Raw genomic sequence first — 18,679 nt, 5'->3', positions numbered from 1 at the left:
CCTCAGGGCAGCCAGCGCTGCACAAGCCCCACGACACGCTTGACCATGTCGCTTTCAAACAATCTGGGAGAGAAATAGGCTCCCGCGGCCCGTTTGTTAACCTCCCCGATGGTTGGATAGGGTGAAACCATATTGGCAACATGACTCATTTTCAGCCCATTGGCGATGACAAGCGACCAAAGGTTGATCAATTCACCCGCCTGATGCCCGACGATAGACACCCCAACCGGCCGCCCCTTGACGACCATGACCTTGATAAGACCGACTGTTTTGCGTTCTGTGATTGCGCGGTCATTGTGGCTGTAGTGAAAGCGGACGGTTTCAAACCCAGCCCCGTGTTTTTTCTGGGCCTCAGCCTCTGTCAGACCAACCTGCGCCAGTTCCGGATCGGTATAGGTGGCCCATGGGATATGCGCGGTTTTGGTCTTGGCCGGCAATCCGAACAGGGCAGAGCGAATGACGACACCCGCGTGGTAGCCCGCGACATGGGTGAATTGCAGCCCGCCCGCCACGTCGCCAATGGCATAGATCCGCCGATTGGTGGTTTTCAGACTGTCATCAACTTTGATCCCCGCGCGCGTCGTCTCGACCCCCGCCGCCGCAAGGTTCAGCTTTTCGGTATTGGCTTTGCGGCCTACCGCGACCAGCAGATGCGTGCCGCGAAACACACGACCATCCTTGACCTCCACCTCTATCGCGCCCTCCGTTCCACGAATTTCCTGCGCCATCGCTTCTTCGGCGATCTCGATGCCTTCGGCGCGCAGTTTTTCCAGCACAATCTCGGCCATTTCGGGATCGTCTTTGCCAAGCGCCTTTGCCCCTTCGATCACGGTCACGTCGGACCCGAGACGCCGATGGGCCTGCGCCATCTCCATGCCGATCGGTCCGCCACCGATAATCAGCAGATGGCCGGGACGCTCGCGCAACTGCCACAGCGTCTCGTTGGTCAGATGCGGCACTTTATCCAGTCCGGGAATCGGTGGCACCAGTGGCGACGAACCTGTAGCGATCACGATCCGGCGCGCGGCAATAACGGAATCGCCCGCCTGCACCTCGTTGATGGACAGGAAATGGCCGTATTCACGGATGACCGTGACACCCAGCCCCTCAAACCGCTCTTGACTGTCCACCGGGGCAATCTGGCTGATCACATCGGCCACATGGTCTTGGGCCGCGGCATAATCCACCTGTGGGGGTGCATTCGCCACGCCGTAAACCTCGGCATGGGCCATGCCATAAGCCGCCTTGCCGCTGGCGATCAGCGCCTTGGAGGGCACGCAGCCGTAATTCAGGCAATCGCCGCCCATCTTTCCACCTTCCAGCAGCACCACCTTGGCACCCATCTGGACAGCGCCGGATGCAACAGACAGACCGCCAGAACCACCCCCGATGACCAGTAGATCTGTTTCGATGCGCTTCATCAGATGTCCTTCCGCCCGCGAATTGACTTGATCACAATGGGCAGCGCCGCCAGCGCCGCCAGCCCCAGAATGGGTCCGATCACCTGCGGCTCCCACAAGAGGCTCAGATCGGGGGTGTCGCCACGGTCAAAAACCTCGCCCACGCCCACCCCGATCGAGGTGAACACAATCGCACCGGGGATAATACCCAACGCCGTGGTCCACAGGAAGTTACGGAACTTCACCCCCACCAGCGCAGGCAACAGATTGGCCACGAAGAACGGCACCGCCGGCACCAGCCGAAGCAGGAACAACACGCTGATCTCGTTCTCGCGCAGGCCTTCACGCAGCTTGCTCAACTTGCCTTCCGATGCGTCGATCTTGGCGCTCAGGGCCTGCCCAAGCCCCCAGCGCGCCGCCAGAAAAATGGCCGCGGCACCGATGGTCGCCGCAATCACGTTGAACCCCGTTCCCGCCCAAAGCCCGAACAGAAACCCCCCGGTGACAGAGGCAACCGCAGCCCCCGGCAGCGAAAAGGCCACAATGGTGATATATGTCGCGACAAACCCAAGCGCGAGCAGCACGAAATGCGCATCCCGATACGCCAGCAAAGCCTCTCGATTCGCCCGAAGCGTTTCAAAGGTCAGGTAGTCGCGCAGCATGAAATAGCCCGCAATCGCCACGACCAGAATCACGATCAGCGGCAAATGCCGGGCCGCGCTGGGGAATTTCGTTTCGGTCATATCGCTCATATCCGGGTTCCTGATCTTGGGCATGGTGACAGATACATGCGCAAAGCGATGCAGAAACGATACCCGCCTCACGGGCGCTTGATCCACAGTGACAGGTTTGGCAGTGATTTCTGCGCTTGTGCGGGGTATTGAAACATTCCGCGCCACGTCCTGACGGAAAATATTGCAAAACCCGTTTGCGGCGTTTGACTTATCCGCAACACCTGCCTATAGCACGGGCTTCGAATAAACGGCCCTGCGAAACGAGTCTCGCGCCTCGGGCCAAGACTCAGACGGAGACGGAGCGATGAAACGCACCTTTCAACCCTCGAACCTGGTTCGCAAACGCCGCCACGGCTTTCGTGCGCGCATGGCCACCAAGGCCGGCCGCAAGATCCTGAACGCGCGCCGCGCGCAGGGCCGGAAGTCGCTGAGCGCGTAATCCGCGTCTCGGGATGGACGATATGACACCGCCGGTGGCTTCCGTGGATGGCAATTCTGCCAAAAACACGGTCAAGCCAGCGGCGGCTTCGTCGTGTCCGCGCCTTGTCGTCTTGCAAAATCGGTCGGATTTTCTGGCGGCTGCCCGCGCACGCAGGCAAGGCACTGCCTCGATGATGGTTCAGGCGCGGGCTCGCGGCGACGGGGATCCGACGATTCGCGTGGGCTATACCTGTTCCAAGAAGGTCGGCAACGCCGTTGCCCGCAATCGCGCCAAACGCCGGTTGCGCGAGGCTGCCCGGACCGTCCTGACGCGCGAGGGGCTGCCGGGCCATGACTACGTCTTGATCGGCCGGGCCGAGGCCACGGCCGCGCGCCCCTTCGAGGCGCTGAAAGCCGATCTGTCCCGCGCCCTTGCAAAGTTGCACAAATGACCCCGCTGGCCCATGTTGCCGCCCTGCCCGTGCGCGCCTATCGGCTGTTGTTTTCACCATGGGTCGGGCATGGCTGCCGCTATCATCCCACTTGCTCTGCCTATGCGCTGGAAACCTTGGAAAAGCACGGTGGCCTCCGCGGTAGCTGGCTGGCGGCGCGCCGCATCGCCCGCTGCCATCCTTGGGGCGGGTCTGGCGTCGATAACGTGCCCGAACGCCGACGATAGCCGCGAGTCCGCTGGCCGAATCCCCCTTGTCCGCGCTATCACACACCGACTTTGCCGAAGGTCCAAACCATGCTTGACGAGTCCGACGACATTCACCCCTTGTTTCACGGTGCCCCGTCAGGCACCGAATTCAGAAAGCTGCGCAAGCGCATTGTCCGCCAGACCCGCGAGGCGATCGAGCAATACGGCATGGTGCCACCCGAGGCGCGCGATGGTGCCGCCCGCCCGAAATGGCTTGTGTGCCTGTCCGGCGGCAAGGACAGCTACACCCTGCTGGCCGTTCTGTACGAACTGCAATGGCGCGGATTGCTTCCCGTGGACCTGCTGGCCTGCAATCTGGATCAGGGGCAACCCGGCTTTCCCGCCACCATTCTGCCAGAGTTTCTGAAGAAGATGCAGGTTCCGCACCGGATCGAATATCAGGACACCTATTCCGTCGTCATGGACAAGATACCCGCCGGGCGCACGTTCTGCGCGTTGTGTTCGCGGCTGCGTCGCGGCCATCTGTACCGCATTGCGCGCGAGGAAGGCTGCTCTGCCGTTGTGCTGGGTCATCACCGGGATGACATTCTAGAGACATTTTTCATGAATTTGTTCCATGGCGGGCGGCTGGCGACAATGCCGCCAAAGCTGGTCAACGAAGAGGGCGACCTGTTCCTCTATCGCCCCCTGGCCCATGTCGCAGAGGCGGATTGCGAGAAATTTGCCCGCTCGATGAACTATCCGATCATCCCCTGCGACCTTTGCGGCAGCCAGGACGGTCTTCAACGGCAGCAGGTCAAACAAATCCTGGACGGTTGGGAAAAGAACAGCCCCGGCAGACGGCAGGTGATGTTCCGTGCATTGACCAATGCGCGCCCCTCGCATCTTCTGGATCCGAAACTCTTTGATTTTGTTGGCTTGGCGCTCAATACAGACGTAATTGAAGAGAATTCGCCAGAGATTCCTCGCCTGAGTTAATCTTTGCATCACCCCCGGCGCGCTATTGTCCACCCATCAAAATGGGACCGGCTGACAACGCCACCATGGGGGCAGGATGAGCAACTTCGTCAGGAAGATTTTTCGCGGCAACAAACATCTTCGCGCGGCGTTTCAAGGGCCGCAGGTTGTTGCGTTTGTCCCGGCTATGGCATTGGCGACCTTCTGGTTGCTGGGTGAAATGGCGATGCTGATTGTCGCGCTTGGCCTGCCTTTCATTCTCTCTTTGGCAGGTTTTTTCCGTGCGACCGATGCGGACACTGGTGGCGTACATGTATCCGAAGTCATCACCCTGAACATGCTGCATCCGCTGGCATCCGAGGTTCTGTCGATCGCCCGCAGCCAGAAAAAGGTGACTGCCTGTCTGCTGCTGGGATTCGAGAACACGCAGGCACTGACGAGCCGACATGGCCCTGAAACCATTATCAAGCTGCGTGATGCGGCGGCGGAACGGTTGCGCAGCGTATTGCGCCCCGGCGACGACATTTATGTTCTGGAAAGTGATCAAATCGCAATATTGCTTGGCCCTGTGATGCGCCTGGATCTGGAAAGCGCCCTGCAACTTGCGACTCGCGTCCAGGCCGCCGCCGAAGAACCCGTAGCCATTGACGGAATTGCCATCTATCCAAGTTGCTCCGTCGGCCTCAGCCTGTCCTCCCGCCTTGAGGAAAACGATGCCGGCGAGCGCCTGTTGACGAATGTCGAGGCCGCGTTGGCAGAGGCACGTTCCAACGGTCCTTCGGCAATTCGCGCCTGGTCTCGGCACAGTCGGAACACGAATACCGATGCCGACCCTCTCGAATCCGACATCCGCGCAGCACTCGAAACGGGTGAGATCGTACCGTGGTTCCAGCCGCAGATCAGCACCGAAACCGGGCGCGTGACCGGGGTAGAGGCATTGGCCCGCTGGCGTCATCCTGATCGCGGAATCCTTCCCCCCGCCGCCTTCCTTCCCACGATCGACGCAGCCGGTCTGCTGCCACACTTGGCCGAAATCATGTTGCAGGAAACGCTAAAGGCGATGCGCGACTGGGACAATGCCGGGCTGACCATTGCCACTGCGAGCATCAACATGACCACGCAGGACCTCGATGATCCGCGCCTGACCGAGCGTTTGGCATGGCAGCTTGACCGCTTTGATCTTACGCCTCAACGACTGAATATCGAAGTGTTGGAAGATGTCGTGGCAAACGGTCCTGATGATGTGATCGCTCGCAATATCCGTGCGCTGGCGGCATTGGGCTGTGGCATTGATCTTGACGATTTCGGCACCGGTCAGGCCTCGATCAGTGCTTTGCGCCGGTTCGATGTCTCGCGCCTCAAGATTGACCGAAGCTTCATCACCCGTCTGGATACTGATGACGATCAACGTCTTGTGGTCGCCGCCGTGATCGGCATGGCAGAGCGCCTTGGGCTGGATACTGTCGCCGAGGGCGTCGAAACCGTGGGCGAACATGCGCTTTTGGCGCAATTGGGATGTACGCATGTCCAGGGATTTGGGATCGCCCGCCCGATGCCCGCTGACCGTCTCCCCCAATGGATCGAGGCTCATAATACAAAACTGGTACAGGCACCGCGCCTGCCTCGGGCCACCGGATAGCAGCGCGACCAGACGCCTAATGCATCGCCAGTGCGCACCGGACCGACACTCGCATCGGCAGCCACACAGAAACCGGTGATACACAAGAACGTCGCATCCACCGCGCCAATGCCCCCCACGCAACGCTTTTCAGTGCATCGGCGCTGCGGAACGTCGACGACAAAACCTGCCCCGTGCGGACCAAACACGCCGCATGGTCAACAAAACTTGTGCTTGAAAGCGCGAAGACACCGCCGACTCACGCCGCTTTGCCGGATAATCCGCTTGACCTTTCCCCCTAGGGTCTGTTGAACCCAAGCCTAATTTCAGGAACAGGCACAGGTGGCGTTCCCCCATGGACGATCAGAATAAAAACCTCATTCTTGCGACGGCGCTCAGCTTCGCGGTGATCCTGGCTTGGTTCGTACTTTTTCCGCCGCCCGAGCAGGCCACCCCTGATCCAAACGCCCCGGCTGTCACGCAACAGGACGCTGCATCAGATACAGCAGCGGTGCCCCTGGCAGCGCCATCCTCTGGCACGAACGCAGATGCTGCCGAAGCCGCTACACCGCAAAACGCCGACGAAGCGCCGCGGATCGCGATCGAAACGCCGCGGCTGAGCGGATCCGTTTCCTTGGCAGGTGGCCGCATTGATGATCTGTTCCTCAGCGACTACCGGGTCACTTTGGACCCCGGCGCTGAAACTGTTCACATGTTGCGCCCCGTCGGTTCTGATGCGCCCTATTACGCACTGTTTGGCTGGGCACCCGGTTCCGGCCTGTCGATTGATGACGTGCCAGGTGCCAACACGCTGTGGCAGACAGAAGGCGCGGCAACGCTCACCCCTGAAACCCCCATCACCTTGACATGGCAAAGCCCGGCTGGCCTGGCGTTCCGCCGCACCATCGCGGTGGATAACGATTTCATGTTTACCGTGACGCAGACGGTTGAGAACACCTCGGGTAACACGACAGCGCTGGCCCCTTACGGCATTCTCGCCCGCCACGGTGAACCCCAGGATCTGAAGAATTTCTTTGTTCTCCACGAAGGTGTCGTGGCGATGGCGGATGGCGAACTGTCCGAGATCGACTATGACGATATTGTCGATTTTGCAGTCAACGCCAATGAAGGGGCCCGTGCGGATGTCACCCAGGTCGCCTCCAACGGCTGGGTCGGGTTTACCGATCACTACTGGATGTCAACGCTCGTTCCGACCCCCGGTGCCGCCTACAAGTCGGTCGTGAAATATGACGACCGGCGCGACATCTACCAGACAGAGGCGGTGCGCCCGACAATCACGCTTGCACCGGGTGAGACTTCCGAAGTCTCAACACAACTTTTTGCCGGCTCCAAAGAATGGGAAACCATCCGCGAATATCAAAAGGGAGGCGTTGAACGCTTCGTCGATTCCATCGACTGGGGCTGGTTCTTCTTCCTGACCAAGCCGATCTTCGCGGTCCTGCACTGGCTGAACGCGATGATCGGCAACATGGGCTGGTCGATCATCCTGCTGACCTTCCTGATCAAGGCACTGCTTTTCCCGCTGGCCTATAAATCCTATGTCTCCATGGCGAAGATGAAAGAGCTTCAGCCGCAGATGGAGGCGCTCAAGGAAAAGGCGGGCGACGACCGCCAGAAGATGCAGCAGGAAATGATGGCGCTCTACAAGCGCGAGAAGGTGAACCCCGCCTCGGGCTGTTTGCCGATCCTCTTGCAGATCCCGATATTCTTTTCGCTCTACAAGGTGATCTTCGTCACGCTGGAACTGCGGCACGCCCCTTGGATCGGCTGGATTCGGGACCTGTCCGCGCCTGATCCCTCGTCGATCCTGAACCTCTTTGGCCTACTGCCCTACGCCCCGCCGGACCCAAGTTCGATCTTCGCGATCGTCAGCCTCGGCATTCTGCCGATCCTGCTGGGCATCTCCATGTGGTTGCAGCAGAAACTGAACCCGGCACCCGCCGACAAGACCCAGGCGATGATCTTTGCCTGGATGCCTTGGGTATTCATGTTCATGCTGGGAACCTTTGCCTCCGGTCTGGTCCTGTACTGGATTGCCAACAACACGATCACCTTCACGCAGCAATATCTTATCATGCGCAGTCAGGGCTATAAGCCCAATGTCTTTGGCAACATCATGTCTTCCTTCAAGAAAAAGCCAAAGCCGGACGAGAAGTGATGGGGCAGCTCGCGCAGATCTGGCGGCACCCGGTCAAATCCCATGGGCATGAGGCATTGTCGCAGGTCAGCCTCACGGCTGGCCAGACACTGCCCTGGGACAGAACCTGGGCCGTTGCGCATGAAGCCTCCAAAGCCGACGGATCTGCTTGGGTGCCTTGCGCAAATTTTTCACGCGGGTCAAAGGCTCCGGGGTTGATGGCGATCAGCGCGCGGCTTGACGAAGAAACGTCGACGCTGACCCTGACCCATCCCGACTTGCCAAGATTGACGGTTCGCCCCGATGAGGAAGGTGCCCGCCTGATCGACTGGGCACGCCCTGTCATGCCCGCAGACCGCGCGGCCTCTGCACGGGTGATCCGTGTGCCGGGGCGCGGCATGACCGACAGCGCATTCCCGTCCATATCCATCGGCAATCTCGCCACACATCGCGCGATCGAACAGAAACTGGGTCAGAGCCTTGATGTCCGGCGCTGGCGGATAAACCTCTGGCTTGACGGGCTGGATGCCTGGAAAGAGTTTGACTGGATCGGCCAAGAGATCCGCGTCGGTAATGTCAGCTTGCGTATCCGGGAACCGATCACCCGCTGCATGGCCACCACGGCAAATCCCGACACCGGGATACGCGATGCCGATACGCTTGGCGCGCTCAAGACATGGGGCCATACCGACATGGGCATCTATGCCGAGGTGACCACCTCGGGAAAAATCGCCATCGGCGACAGTTTGGAGGCCTCGTAATGCAACTCCCCTTTCCCCTCGCGGAAGAGCCTGACGCCGTGACCCGCGAAAAGGGACGGCTGCTCTTTGCCGCCGAATCGCAATTCCTCAAGGGCGTGGTGGCAATGGACGGCCTGCCCGATGCCGATCGGATAGAGGTGTGCTTTGCCGGACGCTCAAATGTCGGCAAATCCACCTTGATAAATGCCCTGACCGGAACCAAGGCGCTTGCCCGCGCCTCCAACACGCCCGGACGCACACAAGAGATCAACTTCTTCACCCAGTCCGACAGCCATTACCTCGTAGATCTGCCCGGCTATGGCTATGCCAATGCGCCGCTGGCGGTGGTCGAAAAATGGCAGCGCCTGCTGAAGCGCTACCTCTCTGGCCGCGCCAACCTGCGCCGCGCCTTCGTTCTCGTGGATACACGCCATGGCGTCAAAGCCGTCGACGAGGAAATCATGACCCTGCTTGATCAATCCGCCGTCACCTTCCAGGTGGTGATGACCAAGGCCGACAAGGTCAAATCCGCAGAACAGGAAAGAACCCTGACCCAGGTCCGCACGGCACTCACCAAGCATCCGGCCGCCTACCCGGAAATCGTCGTGACCTCCTCGGAAAAATCCGATGGCCTGGAAACCCTGCGCAGCATCATTGCCGGTCTCGACTGACCCCCCTTCTTCTTGGCAAAAATACTCCGGGGAGCGCGAGGGGCCGGCCCCTCGCTCCTGCACGCGCCAAACCCCTCTACCATCAGCCATTCAGCGTGACACGGCCCAAAGCACCCCTTGCACCCTCTGCCTGTGCATCCGATAAACGTTGCAGACCGACAGGGATGCCAAGGATGAAGAAGCGCACCATGAACCAGGACTGGATCACCACCGCCCGAACGCTGTCAGAAGCCCTGCCCTACATGCAGCGCTATTCAGGTGCCATCGTGGTGGTGAAATTCGGCGGCAACGCGATGGGCGACGCCGATGCGATGGCTGAATTCGCCCGTGACATCGTGCTGATGCGCCAGGTCGGCGTGAACCCGGTGGTGGTGCATGGCGGCGGCCCGATGATCAATGACCTTCTGGGGCGCCTTGGCATCGAGTCCAAATTCGTCCGGGGCAAACGCGTCACCGATCAGGCCACGGTCGAGGTGGTGGAGATGGTCCTGACCGGCCTTGTCAACAAACGCATCGTTCAGGCGATCATGGACGAAGGCGGCCGCGCCGTCGGGCTGTCGGGCAAGGATGACGACCTGATGGTCTGCGAGGCGGACGACCCGGAACTGGGCTTTGTCGGCCGCCCGATCGAGATGAACGTGCAGGTCCTGCGTGATCTCTTTGCGGCCGGGATCATCCCGGTCGTTGCCCCCGTGGCCACCGGCATGGACCCGCTGGAGACGTTCAACGTCAACGGCGACACTGCGGCGGGTGCCATCGCAGGCGCGCTCAAGGCCGACCGGCTCCTGCTTCTGACCGACGTGTCCGGCGTCAAGGATACCTCGGGCGAGGTCGTCACCGCCATGACCCCCGATGACGTGCGCCGCATGACAGCGGATGGCACGATCGCGGGCGGCATGATTCCCAAGACCGAAACCGCACTGAAAGCCATCGAACAGGGCGTGCGTGCCGTGGTCATTCTGGACGGACGCGTGTCCAACGCCTGCTTGCTGGAGCTGTTCACCGATCACGGCGCAGGGTCGCTCATCCGACGGCCAAGCCCGGCACCTACGCCAGAGTGACCGCGGCACGCCCCGCTTCCGCGACAGGCTATGCGCGGATCGAGACGCTGGCAGCCAGCCGTTCACTGGCGATTCGCGGGGCGTTTCACCCCGGCCACGACGATGCCGCACCCAAAGGGTGTCAGACACTTTTCCTGCTCGGCCCGGACGAGCCGCGCTTCTGGTCCGCCTTCAGCGCATCGCCAGAGAAATCCGACGGCGCGCCGCACCCTCTCGACCGCTGGTCAAAACGGCAGGCTGGCGCATTGGCGCAAGAGATCGGTGCGCAGGCCATTTACCCCTCTGACGGCCCGCCATGGCCGCCCTTCATTGCCTGGGCGCTCGCCTCGGGCCGCAGCCACGTCTCGCCCTCCGGGCTGCTGGTGCAGGATCAGGCGGGCCTCCTTGTCAGCTTCCGTGCTGCCCTCGCAATACAGGACCGGCTGGATCTGCCATCCTCACCACCCTCCCCCTGTACGTCCTGCGCAGCACCCTGCACCACTGCCTGCCCTGTGGGCGCGCTGGCCCCCGATCTGGATTATGACATCGCCAAATGCGCGACCCATATGCGCTCGGCACAGGGGCAGGCCTGCCGAATGGGCTGCCTTGTGCGACAGGCATGCCCGGCCTCCCTGCGATTGGGCCGTGATCCGGCACAATCCGCCTTTCACATGGCCGCCTTCCTGAAAGGACAGACATGCGCCTGATCCTCATGCGTCACGCCAAATCCAGCTGGGACAACTTTACCCAGCCGGACCACGCCCGCCCGCTGAATGACCGCGGCAGGCGCAACGCTCGCGCCCTCGGTGCCTGGCTGCGCAGCAACGGTTATCTCCCGGACAAGGTGCTGTGCTCAACCGCGACGCGCACCCGCGAGACACTGGACCTTCTGGAACTGAGTGCATCCGTCGCCTATCCGGAGGACCTCTATCATGCCTCCCCCGAAACGCTGCTGCGGTCACTGCAAGGGGCGTCCGGGAATACGGTTCTCATTCTCGCACATAATCCGGGGATCGGAAGTTTTGCGTCCAAAGTGTTGGCGCACCGGCCTGACCATCCGCGTTTCGGGGCCTATCCGACCGGCGCGACGCTTGTGGCCGGTTTCGATGTATCGCGATGGACCGACCTGGCGCTCAATAGCGGCACGGTCGACGCTTTCATCACCCCTCGCGACCTGACCGAACAGCCATAATTGCATCTGGCGCTCTCCACGCGCGCCAGGGCCGGACCCGAAGGCCCGGCCCACGTTTCACCGACGGCGGCAGCGTCGCCCGAGGAGAAACGTCCCCCCGGCCCGAAAACATTCAGCGGTCAAGATCAACAGGCACCTCGACCACCACCTCACCTGCCTTCTCGAAGGTCAGGGTCAGCGTGACAGTGTCGCCTTGCGCCAGCGGGTGCTTCAGCCCCATCAGCATCACATGATCCGCGCCGCGTTCCAGCATATGAACACCGCCAGCAGGCACAAGAATCCCATCCGGCACATGACGCATCTGCATCACGCCATCGCCGCCGTCGATATGGGTGTGCAGCTCCACCTTTTCGGCCACATCAGAGGCCACTCCGATCAGCCGGTCAGCCTCATCGCCATGGTTTTCAAGCATCATGAAGGCAGCCCCCGATTTGGCACCGGGACCAGACACGCGCGCATAAGAATCATGCGCATGCATCACGGTAGTGTCGGCAAACAGCGGCGTGGCAGTCAAAGCAAGCGCCAGGACGGCGCGGGAAATGAAAGACATGAGGTCTCTCCTGTCAGTAATTGGGAAGTCAGTAGATATGATAACTCAGACGGGTTTTGACAGATCGCGCGGCGGCGGCCCCCGCGCTTTTGGCGCAAAACTGTCCACGCCTCCCACACGCACCAGTGCCGCGCGAAAGGCCAGCGTCTCTCTCACGCGGTGCGGCAGCACCTCTACCGGGTCCGCAGCCACAGCCATCAACAGGTTCAGCGCGCAATCGGGGCAGATATGCGACGGAGAAACCGGGTTGCCTTCGGCATCAACCTGCACCGTCACGACGCCGGCCCCGGTGCACAGCACCATCTGCCCCGCCACCATGGTCTGCCCGCGCGCCAAAGCCATGCTCTGCGCCGTCAGCGTCAGAACCAGCGCAAGCATCACTGCGAAAAGGCTGCGGAAAACCGGTGTCATGGCGTCACTCTAGCCAGCAGATCCAGGTGTTCGACGCGACAAAAGGAAACAGCCCCGCCGATAAAGGCGAGGCTGCATATTGTCCCTCGATCATAAGCTTGTCAGGCCGTTGCGGCCAGCGCCTTTGCGATCTCTTTTTTCGTTTTCAGCGCGGTGGCCGAAAGCGTGTCGTCCTTGGCTTTCGCAAGATATGCGTCCAGCCCACCCCGGTGATCGACGCTGCGCAGTGCCGAAGCCGAGATACGCAGCTTGATGCCACGCCCCAGCGCTTCGGATTGCAGCGTGACGTCGTTCAGGTTCGGCAGGAAACGACGGCGGGTCTTGTTGTTGGCATGGCTGACATTGTTGCCAGTCATCGGGCCTTTTCCGGTCAATTCGCAACGGCGCGACATGTGTCCATCCTCGTCTGGTTCCGGCAAAAGCCTCGCTTTCGCCAATATTAAAAGGCACTGCCGCAGCAGCGCCCGGAAACTGGTTGGGTGTCATTAGGGCCTATGCCCCAGCCCGTCAAGAGGCATCAGGCGGATTCCGCCCTGCTTGTGCGACAGCAATCAGCCTGGCTGCCCGTTCAGCCGCGAACTCTGCCAATTCCGGCCGCTGTCTGCGCGCCGCAACCTTCGCGATATGCGCCCAGTAATGGTCCGATTCGCGGCGGCTGGTCCGATGCAGCGCGATGACGCGCGCCGGGTCTACCTCGCCTGACAGCAGAAGTTTCTGCAAATCGCCGAAATGCCCGCCCTGCCGCAGGACGCGGCTTGCCGGATGCCCGCCACCGCCCAGGCGGCAGATGTGTAGATTGGGAAACACCGTCTGGATCATTTCGGCATTCACCACATCCAGCCGCTTGAACGGATCGCACAGGATCACCCCTTGCAGGCCGCGCCGCGCCGTGGCGTCCAGACTGCCCAGGGCATCATCAAAACCGCCCGCACAATCACGATAGCGCGCATCCCCCGGCAGCACCCTTGGCGAGATCGTGAATTGCGGCGAGACGGCGACCAGCTGCCGCAGCCGCAACGGTTTGGAAAATCGCAGCGCCGCATAGCCTCCCATCGAAAAGCCGATGGCAGAGACACGTCTGTAGCGTGCCGTCACATCCCGCAGAACGTCTGCAAGCGCCAGCGTGTCGGCATTGATGTACCAATCGTTGTGCTGGCTTTGAAGGTGCAGATGCGCATGGTTGTGGCGGATGAAGCTGTGAACCGGGCGGGCCTCGCTGAACGTTCCCGGATCAGCCACTCTTTGCCGGAACGTGACAATCAGGCGGGCAGCATCAGGATTGAACAGGCTGGCGCGGATGTGACCGCCATTGAAGATGCGCTCTTCGGTCCGCGCCACGGGGTCAGCCGCCCAGATAGGTCTGCATAAGTTCCACCGCCGCGCCCGAGGGCGTTGCCTGTCCTGTTTCAACCTGTCGGGCAAGCGTTTCCAACGCGCCCTTGATGGGTTCGCGGCGCAGACGTGACAGCAAGGATTGGCGTACTTCTTCCTCGAACCAGAACCGGGCCTGTGCTGCGCGGCGGCTGTCGAAATGCCCCGCGTCGCGACGCCAATCCGTCAGGGCATTCATCTCGTCCCAGGCTTTTTGGATGCCTGCATCCTCCAGCGCCGAGACCGTCATTGCCTTGGGAAATCCGTCCGGATCCTGAGGGCGTTTGCGCAACAGCCGCAACGCGCCGGAATAGTCGGCGCAGGTGCGCGTGGCTGCCGTTTTCAGGTCGCCATCCGCCTTGTTGACCAGAATGATATCCGCGATTTCCATGATGCCGCGTTTGACACCCTGCAATTCGTCGCCGCCCGCGGGTGCCAGCAGCAGCACGAAAAGATCGGCCATCTCGGCCACCATGGTTTCGGATTGTCCCACCCCAACGGTTTCGATCAGCACCACGTCAAAGCCCGCTGCCTCGCACAGCGCCACCGCCTCGCGCGACCGGCGCCCGACGCCGCCCAACTGGCTTTGGCTGGGTGAGGGGCGAATAAAGGCATTGGCGTCGCGGCTGAGCCGGTCCATCCGGGTCTTGTCGCCCAGAATGGACCCGCCGGAGCGGACAGAGGACGGATCGACCGCCAGAACAGCCACTTTCAGGCCCTTGGCGGTGAGGAAGCAGCCGAACGTTTCGATAAAGGTCGATTTGCCCACGCCCGGTGTTCCCGAAAGGCCGATACGCAACGCTTGACGGCCTGCACCTTTGAGTTCGTCCAGCAAGGCCGCCGCGAGCTTGCGATGATCATCGCGCCCGCTTTCCACCAATGTGATCGCCCGCGCCAAGGCGCGACGTTCGCCTGCAAGGATGCGTTGCGCCGTGTCTGGAATATCCATGCCGCCCTCATTCGCTGCTTTGGCACCATTTGCATGGTTTGCGGCATGATTGTCCAGATGACCAGCGTTGGTGCGCCCAGATGGGACAGGAGCGAGGGGCCAGCCCCTCGCGCTCCCCGGAGTATTTTGACCAAGAAGAAGCAGGATCGCGCGGGCTTTACGGCGGCGGGGGTGCGTTCCATAAGGCTGGGCATGGATCGGCTGCCTATTGATGATGTCTTGCCCCAGGTGATTGCCGCGCTTGCAAAGCGCGGGCGCGCGGTGCTGCAAGCCCCGCCGGGGGCGGGCAAGACAACGCGGGTTCCTCTGGCGATGCTGGAGGCGGGCCTGACGCAGGGGCGCATTCTGATGCTGGAGCCGCGGAGGCTGGCGGCGCGTGCCGCGGCGGAGCGCATGGCAGAATCGCTGGGCGACGCGGTCGGAGCACGGGTGGGCTACCGCATTCGTGGCGAGGCGAAAACCGGCCACGCCACGCGGATCGAAGTGGTCACCGAGGGTATCTTGACGCGCATGATTCAGTCCGATCCCGAGTTGTCGGGCGTTGGTGCGGTGATCTTTGACGAATTCCATGAACGGTCGCTGAATGCCGATCTCGGTCTGGCGCTGTGCCTGGAGATCGCCGAGGCTTTGCGCGACGATCTGCTGTTGCTGGCAATGTCGGCGACACTGGATGCAGGGCCGGTGGCAGGTCTGATGGACGCGCCGGTGGTCACGTCGGAGGGGCGGAGCTATCCGGTCGAGACGCGGCATTTGGCCAGACCGTTGGACCGGCGCGCCCGGCTGGAGCAGGCCGTGGCGGAACAGGTGGTGACGGCGCTTGGCGAAACAACCGGCGGGGTGTTGGTTTTCTTGCCGGGCGAAGGCGAGATCCGGCGGGTCGAAACTGCCTTGTCAGGCCGTCTGCCAAAGGGCTGCGTGCTGCGCCCGCTTTACGGAGCGATGCCTTTCGCCGACCAACGCGCGGCAATCCGAGCCGACCCCACCCGCCGCAAGATCGTGCTGGCTACATCCATCGCAGAAACCTCGCTGACGATCGAGGATGTGCGCGTGGTGATCGATGCGGGGCGCGCGCGGCGGGCGCGGTTCGATCCGGGCTCTGGCATGTCGCGGCTGGTCACGGAACGCGTCACCCGCGCCGAGGCCACGCAACGCGCCGGGCGCGCGGGACGTGTCGCCGACGGTGTGGCCTACCGGATGTGGTCCAAGGGCGAAGAAGGCGCGCTGGCCGCCTATCCGCCGGCCGAGATCGAGACCGCGGACTTGACCGGGTTGGCGCTGGAACTGGCCGCATGGGGGGCGAAGGCGTCCGAGTTGCCGTTTCTGACCCCGCCCAACCCCGGCGCGCTCGCCGAGGCGCAGGCGCTGTTGCGGATGCTGGGGGCGCTGGATGGCGCGGGCCGCATCACGGCCCATGGCAAGGCGCTGGCCGCGCTGCCACTGCATCCGCGCCTTGGTCACATGCTGGTGACAGCCGGGCAGGATGCGGCCCCGCTCGCCGCCTTGCTGGCCGAGCGTGATCCGTTGCGCGGTGCGCCCGCGGATCTGTCGCTGCGGCTGGAAGCGCTGGCCGATCCGAAGGCCTATGCAGACCGGCGGCCCTGGCCTGCCGACCGCGCCACGTTGTCGCGCATTCGCGCCGAGGCAAAACGCCTGGCGCGATCCGCCAAGCCCGCTGGTCCGCTCTCATCCGCCGGCATGGTGGCGCTGGCTTACCCTGACCGCGTGGGGCTTCGACGCAAGGGCGAGGCTCCGCGCTTTGTGCTGTCAGGCGGCAAGGGTGCGGTGATGAACGAGGCTGATCCGCTGGCCGGACAACGCCTGATCGTCGTGACCGACACCGACGGCAACCCGCGCGAGGCGCGCATTCGGCAGGCCATCGCCCTGTCCGAGGCTGAGTTGCGCGGGCTTTTCGCTGAGCGCATCACCTGGGTCGATCTGTGTGAATGGTCACGGCGCGAACGGCGCGTGGTCGCCCGCCAGCAGGAACGCTACGGCGCGCTGGCGCTGGATGACCGGCTGTGGAAGGACGCCCCGGCAGACGCCATCGCGCGGGCAATGCTGGACGGGGTGCGCGAGTTGGGGTTTGCCTTCTCGACCAAGGCGCAACTGTTCCGGGCACGGGTGACGCTCGCCCGTGCGGATGGGATGCGCCTTCCGGACATGTCCGAAGACGCATTGATGGCGGGTCTGGAAGATTGGTTGCTGCCCTACCTCACCGGCATCAGAACTGCCGAGGACTGGAAACGCTTCGATCTGCTCGATGCATTGCGGGCGATGCTGGGTTGGGACGACATGCAGGCGCTGGACCGGGCCGTGCCTGCGCATTTCACAACGCCTCTCGGACGCAGCATCCCGATCGACTATTCCGGCGCGGCACCGGAGATCAGCTTGCGCTTGCAAGAGATGTTCGGCCAGACGACACATCCCACCGTCGGGGGACAACCGCTGCGGGTTACGCTGTTGTCCCCGGCAGGCCGACCGGTGCAGACAACCATGGACCTGCCGGGATTCTGGGCAACCTCCTATGAGGATGTCCGAAAGGACATGCGCGGCCGTTATCCAAGACATCCCTGGCCTGACGATCCCACCCAGGCCGATCCGACGCTGCGGGCCAAGCCACGCGGGCAATAGGGCATCGACCCCCAGACGCGGAATGGGGGCGGTGATCTTGTCCAATGGATTTTAGCCACAGCCCGACCAAACATCCCAACAAACCGACACGCCACAGTTACAGCGCCACCCGCACCGGCCCTGAGCCGGTGCCTCGCGGTCCGGCGACACGCTCTCACAAGGGCGGGCGCTCAGACGCCCAGACACCAGCGCATGACAGCCTTTTGCGCGTGCAGACGGTTCTCGGCCTCGTCAAAGATCACAGAATGCGGGCCGTCCATCACCTCGGACGTGGCCTCATCATCGCGATGCGCAGGCAGGCAATGCATGAACAGCGCGTCAGGCTTTGCGTTGGCCATCAGGCGTTCGTTCACCTGATAGCCGCGCAGCTGATTATGCCGCCGCTCACGGGCGGATTGCGGATCATGCATGCTGACCCAGGTGTCGGTGACGATCAGATCCGCCCCCTCAACCGCTGTCATCGGGTTGCGCTCGATCTCGACGCGGACGCCTTTGGCCCGCGCTTCTTCAATGAAGCCGGGTTCGGGGTCCAACGTCTGTGGCCCGGTAAAGGTGAAATCAAAGCCGAACTGCCCGGCGGCGTGAATGAAGGACGCACAGACATTGTTGCCATCGCCCGACCAGACAACCTTCTTGCCTGCGATCGGACCGTTATGTTCCTCGAACGTCATGATATCGGCCATGATCTGGCAGGGATGCGTCCGGTTTGTCAGCCCGTTGATCACCGGCACATCGGCATGTTCGGCCATTTCCAGCAATGTCGCCTCTTCAAATGTCCGGATCATGATCAGATCGACATAGCGGCTCAGCACGCGGGCCGTATCGGCGATTGTTTCACCATGGCCCAGCTGCATATCCGTTCCCGACAGCACCATCGTCTGCCCGCCCATCTGACGCACCCCGACGTCAAAGCTGACACGCGTCCGGGTCGAGGGCTTTTCAAAGATCAGCGCGACCATCTGCCCTGAAAGGGGCTGCTCGTCATCCGGGGTGCCCTTCGGGCGGCCGAGGCGCGCCTTTTTCATCGCCTTGCCGGAATCAATGATCTGCCGAAGGTCCTCCGGCGCAGTGGTGTGAATATCGAGGAAATGGGTCATATATGGGTTCGCTTTGCTGTCTGCCGAAAAAATGCCGACCTGTCGCCGGGGCGCGCGCGCCGGGGGATGATGTTGCACG

20 protein-coding genes are annotated in these 18,679 nt (G+C 62.2%); 12 read left to right on the top strand and 8 right to left on the bottom strand.

Annotated elements, in window-relative coordinates; translation table 11 throughout:
• Positions 1-2: 2 nt before the first annotated feature.
• Both DMZ65_RS06600 and DMZ65_RS06595 read right to left on the bottom strand, forming a co-directional pair.
• Positions 3-1,421, bottom strand: coding sequence for a dihydrolipoyl dehydrogenase family protein (locus DMZ65_RS06600; protein WP_116598079.1), 1,419 nt, complete (start codon positions 1,419-1,421; stop codon positions 3-5).
• Positions 1,421-2,152: a TVP38/TMEM64 family protein gene (locus tag DMZ65_RS06595; protein WP_116598168.1), complete on the bottom strand. Its 732-nt coding sequence runs from the start codon at positions 2,150-2,152 to the stop codon at positions 1,421-1,423. Before DMZ65_RS06595 ends, DMZ65_RS06600 begins: the two co-directional genes overlap by 1 nt.
• Positions 2,153-2,438: 286 nt before the next feature.
• Between DMZ65_RS06595 and rpmH the strand changes: the two genes are divergently transcribed.
• The 11 genes from rpmH to DMZ65_RS06540 all read left to right on the top strand — a co-directional run bounded on the left by rpmH (position 2,439) and on the right by DMZ65_RS06540 (position 11,591).
• Positions 2,439-2,573, top strand: coding sequence for a 50S ribosomal protein L34 (gene rpmH, locus DMZ65_RS06590; protein ID WP_084350332.1), 135 nt, complete (start codon positions 2,439-2,441; stop codon positions 2,571-2,573).
• Between the two features lie 22 nt (positions 2,574-2,595).
• Positions 2,596-3,006: a ribonuclease P protein component gene (gene rnpA, locus DMZ65_RS06585; RefSeq protein WP_116598167.1), complete on the top strand. Its 411-nt coding sequence runs from the start codon at positions 2,596-2,598 to the stop codon at positions 3,004-3,006.
• Positions 3,003-3,233: a membrane protein insertion efficiency factor YidD gene (gene yidD / locus DMZ65_RS06580; protein WP_116598078.1), complete on the top strand. Its 231-nt coding sequence runs from the start codon at positions 3,003-3,005 to the stop codon at positions 3,231-3,233. Before rnpA ends, yidD begins: the two co-directional genes overlap by 4 nt.
• Positions 3,234-3,302: 69 nt before the next feature.
• Entirely contained in the window at positions 3,303-4,193 is an 891-nt protein-coding gene (ttcA, locus tag DMZ65_RS06575; protein ID WP_116598077.1) for a tRNA 2-thiocytidine(32) synthetase TtcA, read from the top strand.
• 166 nt (positions 4,194-4,359) lie between these two features.
• Positions 4,360-5,811: a putative bifunctional diguanylate cyclase/phosphodiesterase gene (locus DMZ65_RS06570; protein ID WP_198662636.1), complete on the top strand. Its 1,452-nt coding sequence runs from the start codon at positions 4,360-4,362 to the stop codon at positions 5,809-5,811.
• 334 nt (positions 5,812-6,145) lie between these two features.
• On the top strand, positions 6,146-7,969 hold the full coding sequence (gene yidC / locus DMZ65_RS06565) for a membrane protein insertase YidC (protein ID WP_116598075.1): 1,824 nt from the start codon (positions 6,146-6,148) through the stop codon (positions 7,967-7,969).
• Positions 7,969-8,709: an MOSC domain-containing protein gene (locus DMZ65_RS06560; protein WP_116598074.1), complete on the top strand. Its 741-nt coding sequence runs from the start codon at positions 7,969-7,971 to the stop codon at positions 8,707-8,709. Before yidC ends, DMZ65_RS06560 begins: the two co-directional genes overlap by 1 nt.
• The gene (gene yihA, locus DMZ65_RS06555) at positions 8,709-9,359 is read left to right on the top strand and encodes a ribosome biogenesis GTP-binding protein YihA/YsxC (protein ID WP_116598073.1); all 651 of its coding nucleotides are present in this window, start codon (positions 8,709-8,711) and stop codon (positions 9,357-9,359) included. Before DMZ65_RS06560 ends, yihA begins: the two co-directional genes overlap by 1 nt.
• Before the next feature lie 173 nt (positions 9,360-9,532).
• On the top strand, positions 9,533-10,420 hold the full coding sequence (argB, locus tag DMZ65_RS06550; protein ID WP_116598072.1) for an acetylglutamate kinase: 888 nt from the start codon (positions 9,533-9,535) through the stop codon (positions 10,418-10,420).
• Positions 10,417-11,106: a ferredoxin gene (locus DMZ65_RS06545; protein ID WP_232824905.1), complete on the top strand. Its 690-nt coding sequence runs from the start codon at positions 10,417-10,419 to the stop codon at positions 11,104-11,106. Before argB ends, DMZ65_RS06545 begins: the two co-directional genes overlap by 4 nt.
• Entirely contained in the window at positions 11,097-11,591 is a 495-nt protein-coding gene (locus DMZ65_RS06540; protein WP_116598071.1) for a SixA phosphatase family protein, read from the top strand. The genes DMZ65_RS06545 and DMZ65_RS06540 overlap by 10 nt, the downstream gene beginning before the upstream one ends.
• A gap of 112 nt (positions 11,592-11,703) precedes the next feature.
• Here the strand turns inward: DMZ65_RS06540 and DMZ65_RS06535 are convergent, their stop codons facing one another.
• The 5 genes from DMZ65_RS06535 to meaB form a co-directional block, all read right to left on the bottom strand.
• Positions 11,704-12,141, bottom strand: coding sequence for a copper chaperone PCu(A)C (locus tag DMZ65_RS06535; protein WP_116598070.1), 438 nt, complete (start codon positions 12,139-12,141; stop codon positions 11,704-11,706).
• 45 nt (positions 12,142-12,186) lie between these two features.
• Positions 12,187-12,552 carry a hypothetical protein gene (locus tag DMZ65_RS06530; RefSeq protein ID WP_116598069.1) on the bottom strand — a complete coding sequence of 122 codons (366 nt, stop codon included), beginning with the start codon at positions 12,550-12,552 and terminating at the stop codon, positions 12,187-12,189.
• A gap of 101 nt (positions 12,553-12,653) precedes the next feature.
• On the bottom strand, positions 12,654-12,944 hold the full coding sequence (gene rpmB, locus DMZ65_RS06525) for a 50S ribosomal protein L28 (protein WP_116598068.1): 291 nt from the start codon (positions 12,942-12,944) through the stop codon (positions 12,654-12,656).
• Between the two features lie 115 nt (positions 12,945-13,059).
• Complete coding sequence (locus tag DMZ65_RS06520; RefSeq protein WP_198662635.1) at positions 13,060-13,890, bottom strand: alpha/beta fold hydrolase; 831 nt, start codon at positions 13,888-13,890, stop codon at positions 13,060-13,062.
• Between the two features lie 4 nt (positions 13,891-13,894).
• Complete coding sequence (gene meaB, locus DMZ65_RS06515; RefSeq protein ID WP_116598067.1) at positions 13,895-14,872, bottom strand: methylmalonyl Co-A mutase-associated GTPase MeaB; 978 nt, start codon at positions 14,870-14,872, stop codon at positions 13,895-13,897.
• A 192-nt stretch (positions 14,873-15,064) separates the two neighbouring features.
• Between meaB and hrpB the strand changes: the two genes are divergently transcribed.
• Positions 15,065-17,503 (top strand): ATP-dependent helicase HrpB, encoded by a 2,439-nt coding sequence (hrpB, locus tag DMZ65_RS06510; protein ID WP_116598066.1) that lies wholly within the window; start codon positions 15,065-15,067, stop codon positions 17,501-17,503.
• A gap of 170 nt (positions 17,504-17,673) precedes the next feature.
• On the opposite strand, the gene argF is transcribed toward hrpB, so the two are convergent.
• The gene (gene argF, locus DMZ65_RS06505) at positions 17,674-18,600 is read right to left on the bottom strand and encodes an ornithine carbamoyltransferase (protein ID WP_116598165.1); all 927 of its coding nucleotides are present in this window, start codon (positions 18,598-18,600) and stop codon (positions 17,674-17,676) included.
• Between the last annotated feature and the right edge of the window lie 79 nt (positions 18,601-18,679).

The organism is Primorskyibacter marinus (genome assembly GCF_003313245.1).
Taxonomy (GTDB): Bacteria; Pseudomonadota; Alphaproteobacteria; order Rhodobacterales; family Rhodobacteraceae; genus Primorskyibacter; species Primorskyibacter marinus.
Note: the sequence above shows the minus strand (reverse complement) of the source record. Positions and strands in the feature narration are given on the sequence as shown.

Excerpts from the sequence above, each read along its gene's own strand:
- argB (WP_116598072.1), top strand. The coding sequence starts at position 9,533 with ATGAAGAAGCGCACCATGAACCAGGACTGGATCACCACCGCCCGAACG.
- meaB (WP_116598067.1), bottom strand. The coding sequence starts at position 14,872 with ATGGATATTCCAGACACGGCGCAACGCATCCTTGCAGGCGAACGTCGC.
- DMZ65_RS06600 (WP_116598079.1), bottom strand. The coding sequence starts at position 1,421 with ATGAAGCGCATCGAAACAGATCTACTGGTCATCGGGGGTGGTTCTGGC.
- DMZ65_RS06535 (WP_116598070.1), bottom strand. The coding sequence starts at position 12,141 with ATGTCTTTCATTTCCCGCGCCGTCCTGGCGCTTGCTTTGACTGCCACG.
- hrpB (WP_116598066.1), top strand. The coding sequence starts at position 15,065 with ATGGATCGGCTGCCTATTGATGATGTCTTGCCCCAGGTGATTGCCGCG.
- DMZ65_RS06595 (WP_116598168.1), bottom strand. The coding sequence starts at position 2,152 with ATGAGCGATATGACCGAAACGAAATTCCCCAGCGCGGCCCGGCATTTG.
- rnpA (WP_116598167.1), top strand. The coding sequence starts at position 2,596 with ATGACACCGCCGGTGGCTTCCGTGGATGGCAATTCTGCCAAAAACACG.
- rpmH (WP_084350332.1), top strand. The coding sequence starts at position 2,439 with ATGAAACGCACCTTTCAACCCTCGAACCTGGTTCGCAAACGCCGCCAC.
- yihA (WP_116598073.1), top strand. The coding sequence starts at position 8,709 with ATGCAACTCCCCTTTCCCCTCGCGGAAGAGCCTGACGCCGTGACCCGC.
- DMZ65_RS06530 (WP_116598069.1), bottom strand. The coding sequence starts at position 12,552 with ATGACACCGGTTTTCCGCAGCCTTTTCGCAGTGATGCTTGCGCTGGTT.
- DMZ65_RS06560 (WP_116598074.1), top strand. The coding sequence starts at position 7,969 with ATGGGGCAGCTCGCGCAGATCTGGCGGCACCCGGTCAAATCCCATGGG.
- argF (WP_116598165.1), bottom strand. The coding sequence starts at position 18,600 with ATGACCCATTTCCTCGATATTCACACCACTGCGCCGGAGGACCTTCGG.
- DMZ65_RS06570 (WP_198662636.1), top strand. The coding sequence starts at position 4,360 with ATGGCATTGGCGACCTTCTGGTTGCTGGGTGAAATGGCGATGCTGATT.
- rpmB (WP_116598068.1), bottom strand. The coding sequence starts at position 12,944 with ATGTCGCGCCGTTGCGAATTGACCGGAAAAGGCCCGATGACTGGCAAC.
- yidC (WP_116598075.1), top strand. The coding sequence starts at position 6,146 with ATGGACGATCAGAATAAAAACCTCATTCTTGCGACGGCGCTCAGCTTC.
- ttcA (WP_116598077.1), top strand. The coding sequence starts at position 3,303 with ATGCTTGACGAGTCCGACGACATTCACCCCTTGTTTCACGGTGCCCCG.
- yidD (WP_116598078.1), top strand. The coding sequence starts at position 3,003 with ATGACCCCGCTGGCCCATGTTGCCGCCCTGCCCGTGCGCGCCTATCGG.
- DMZ65_RS06540 (WP_116598071.1), top strand. The coding sequence starts at position 11,097 with ATGCGCCTGATCCTCATGCGTCACGCCAAATCCAGCTGGGACAACTTT.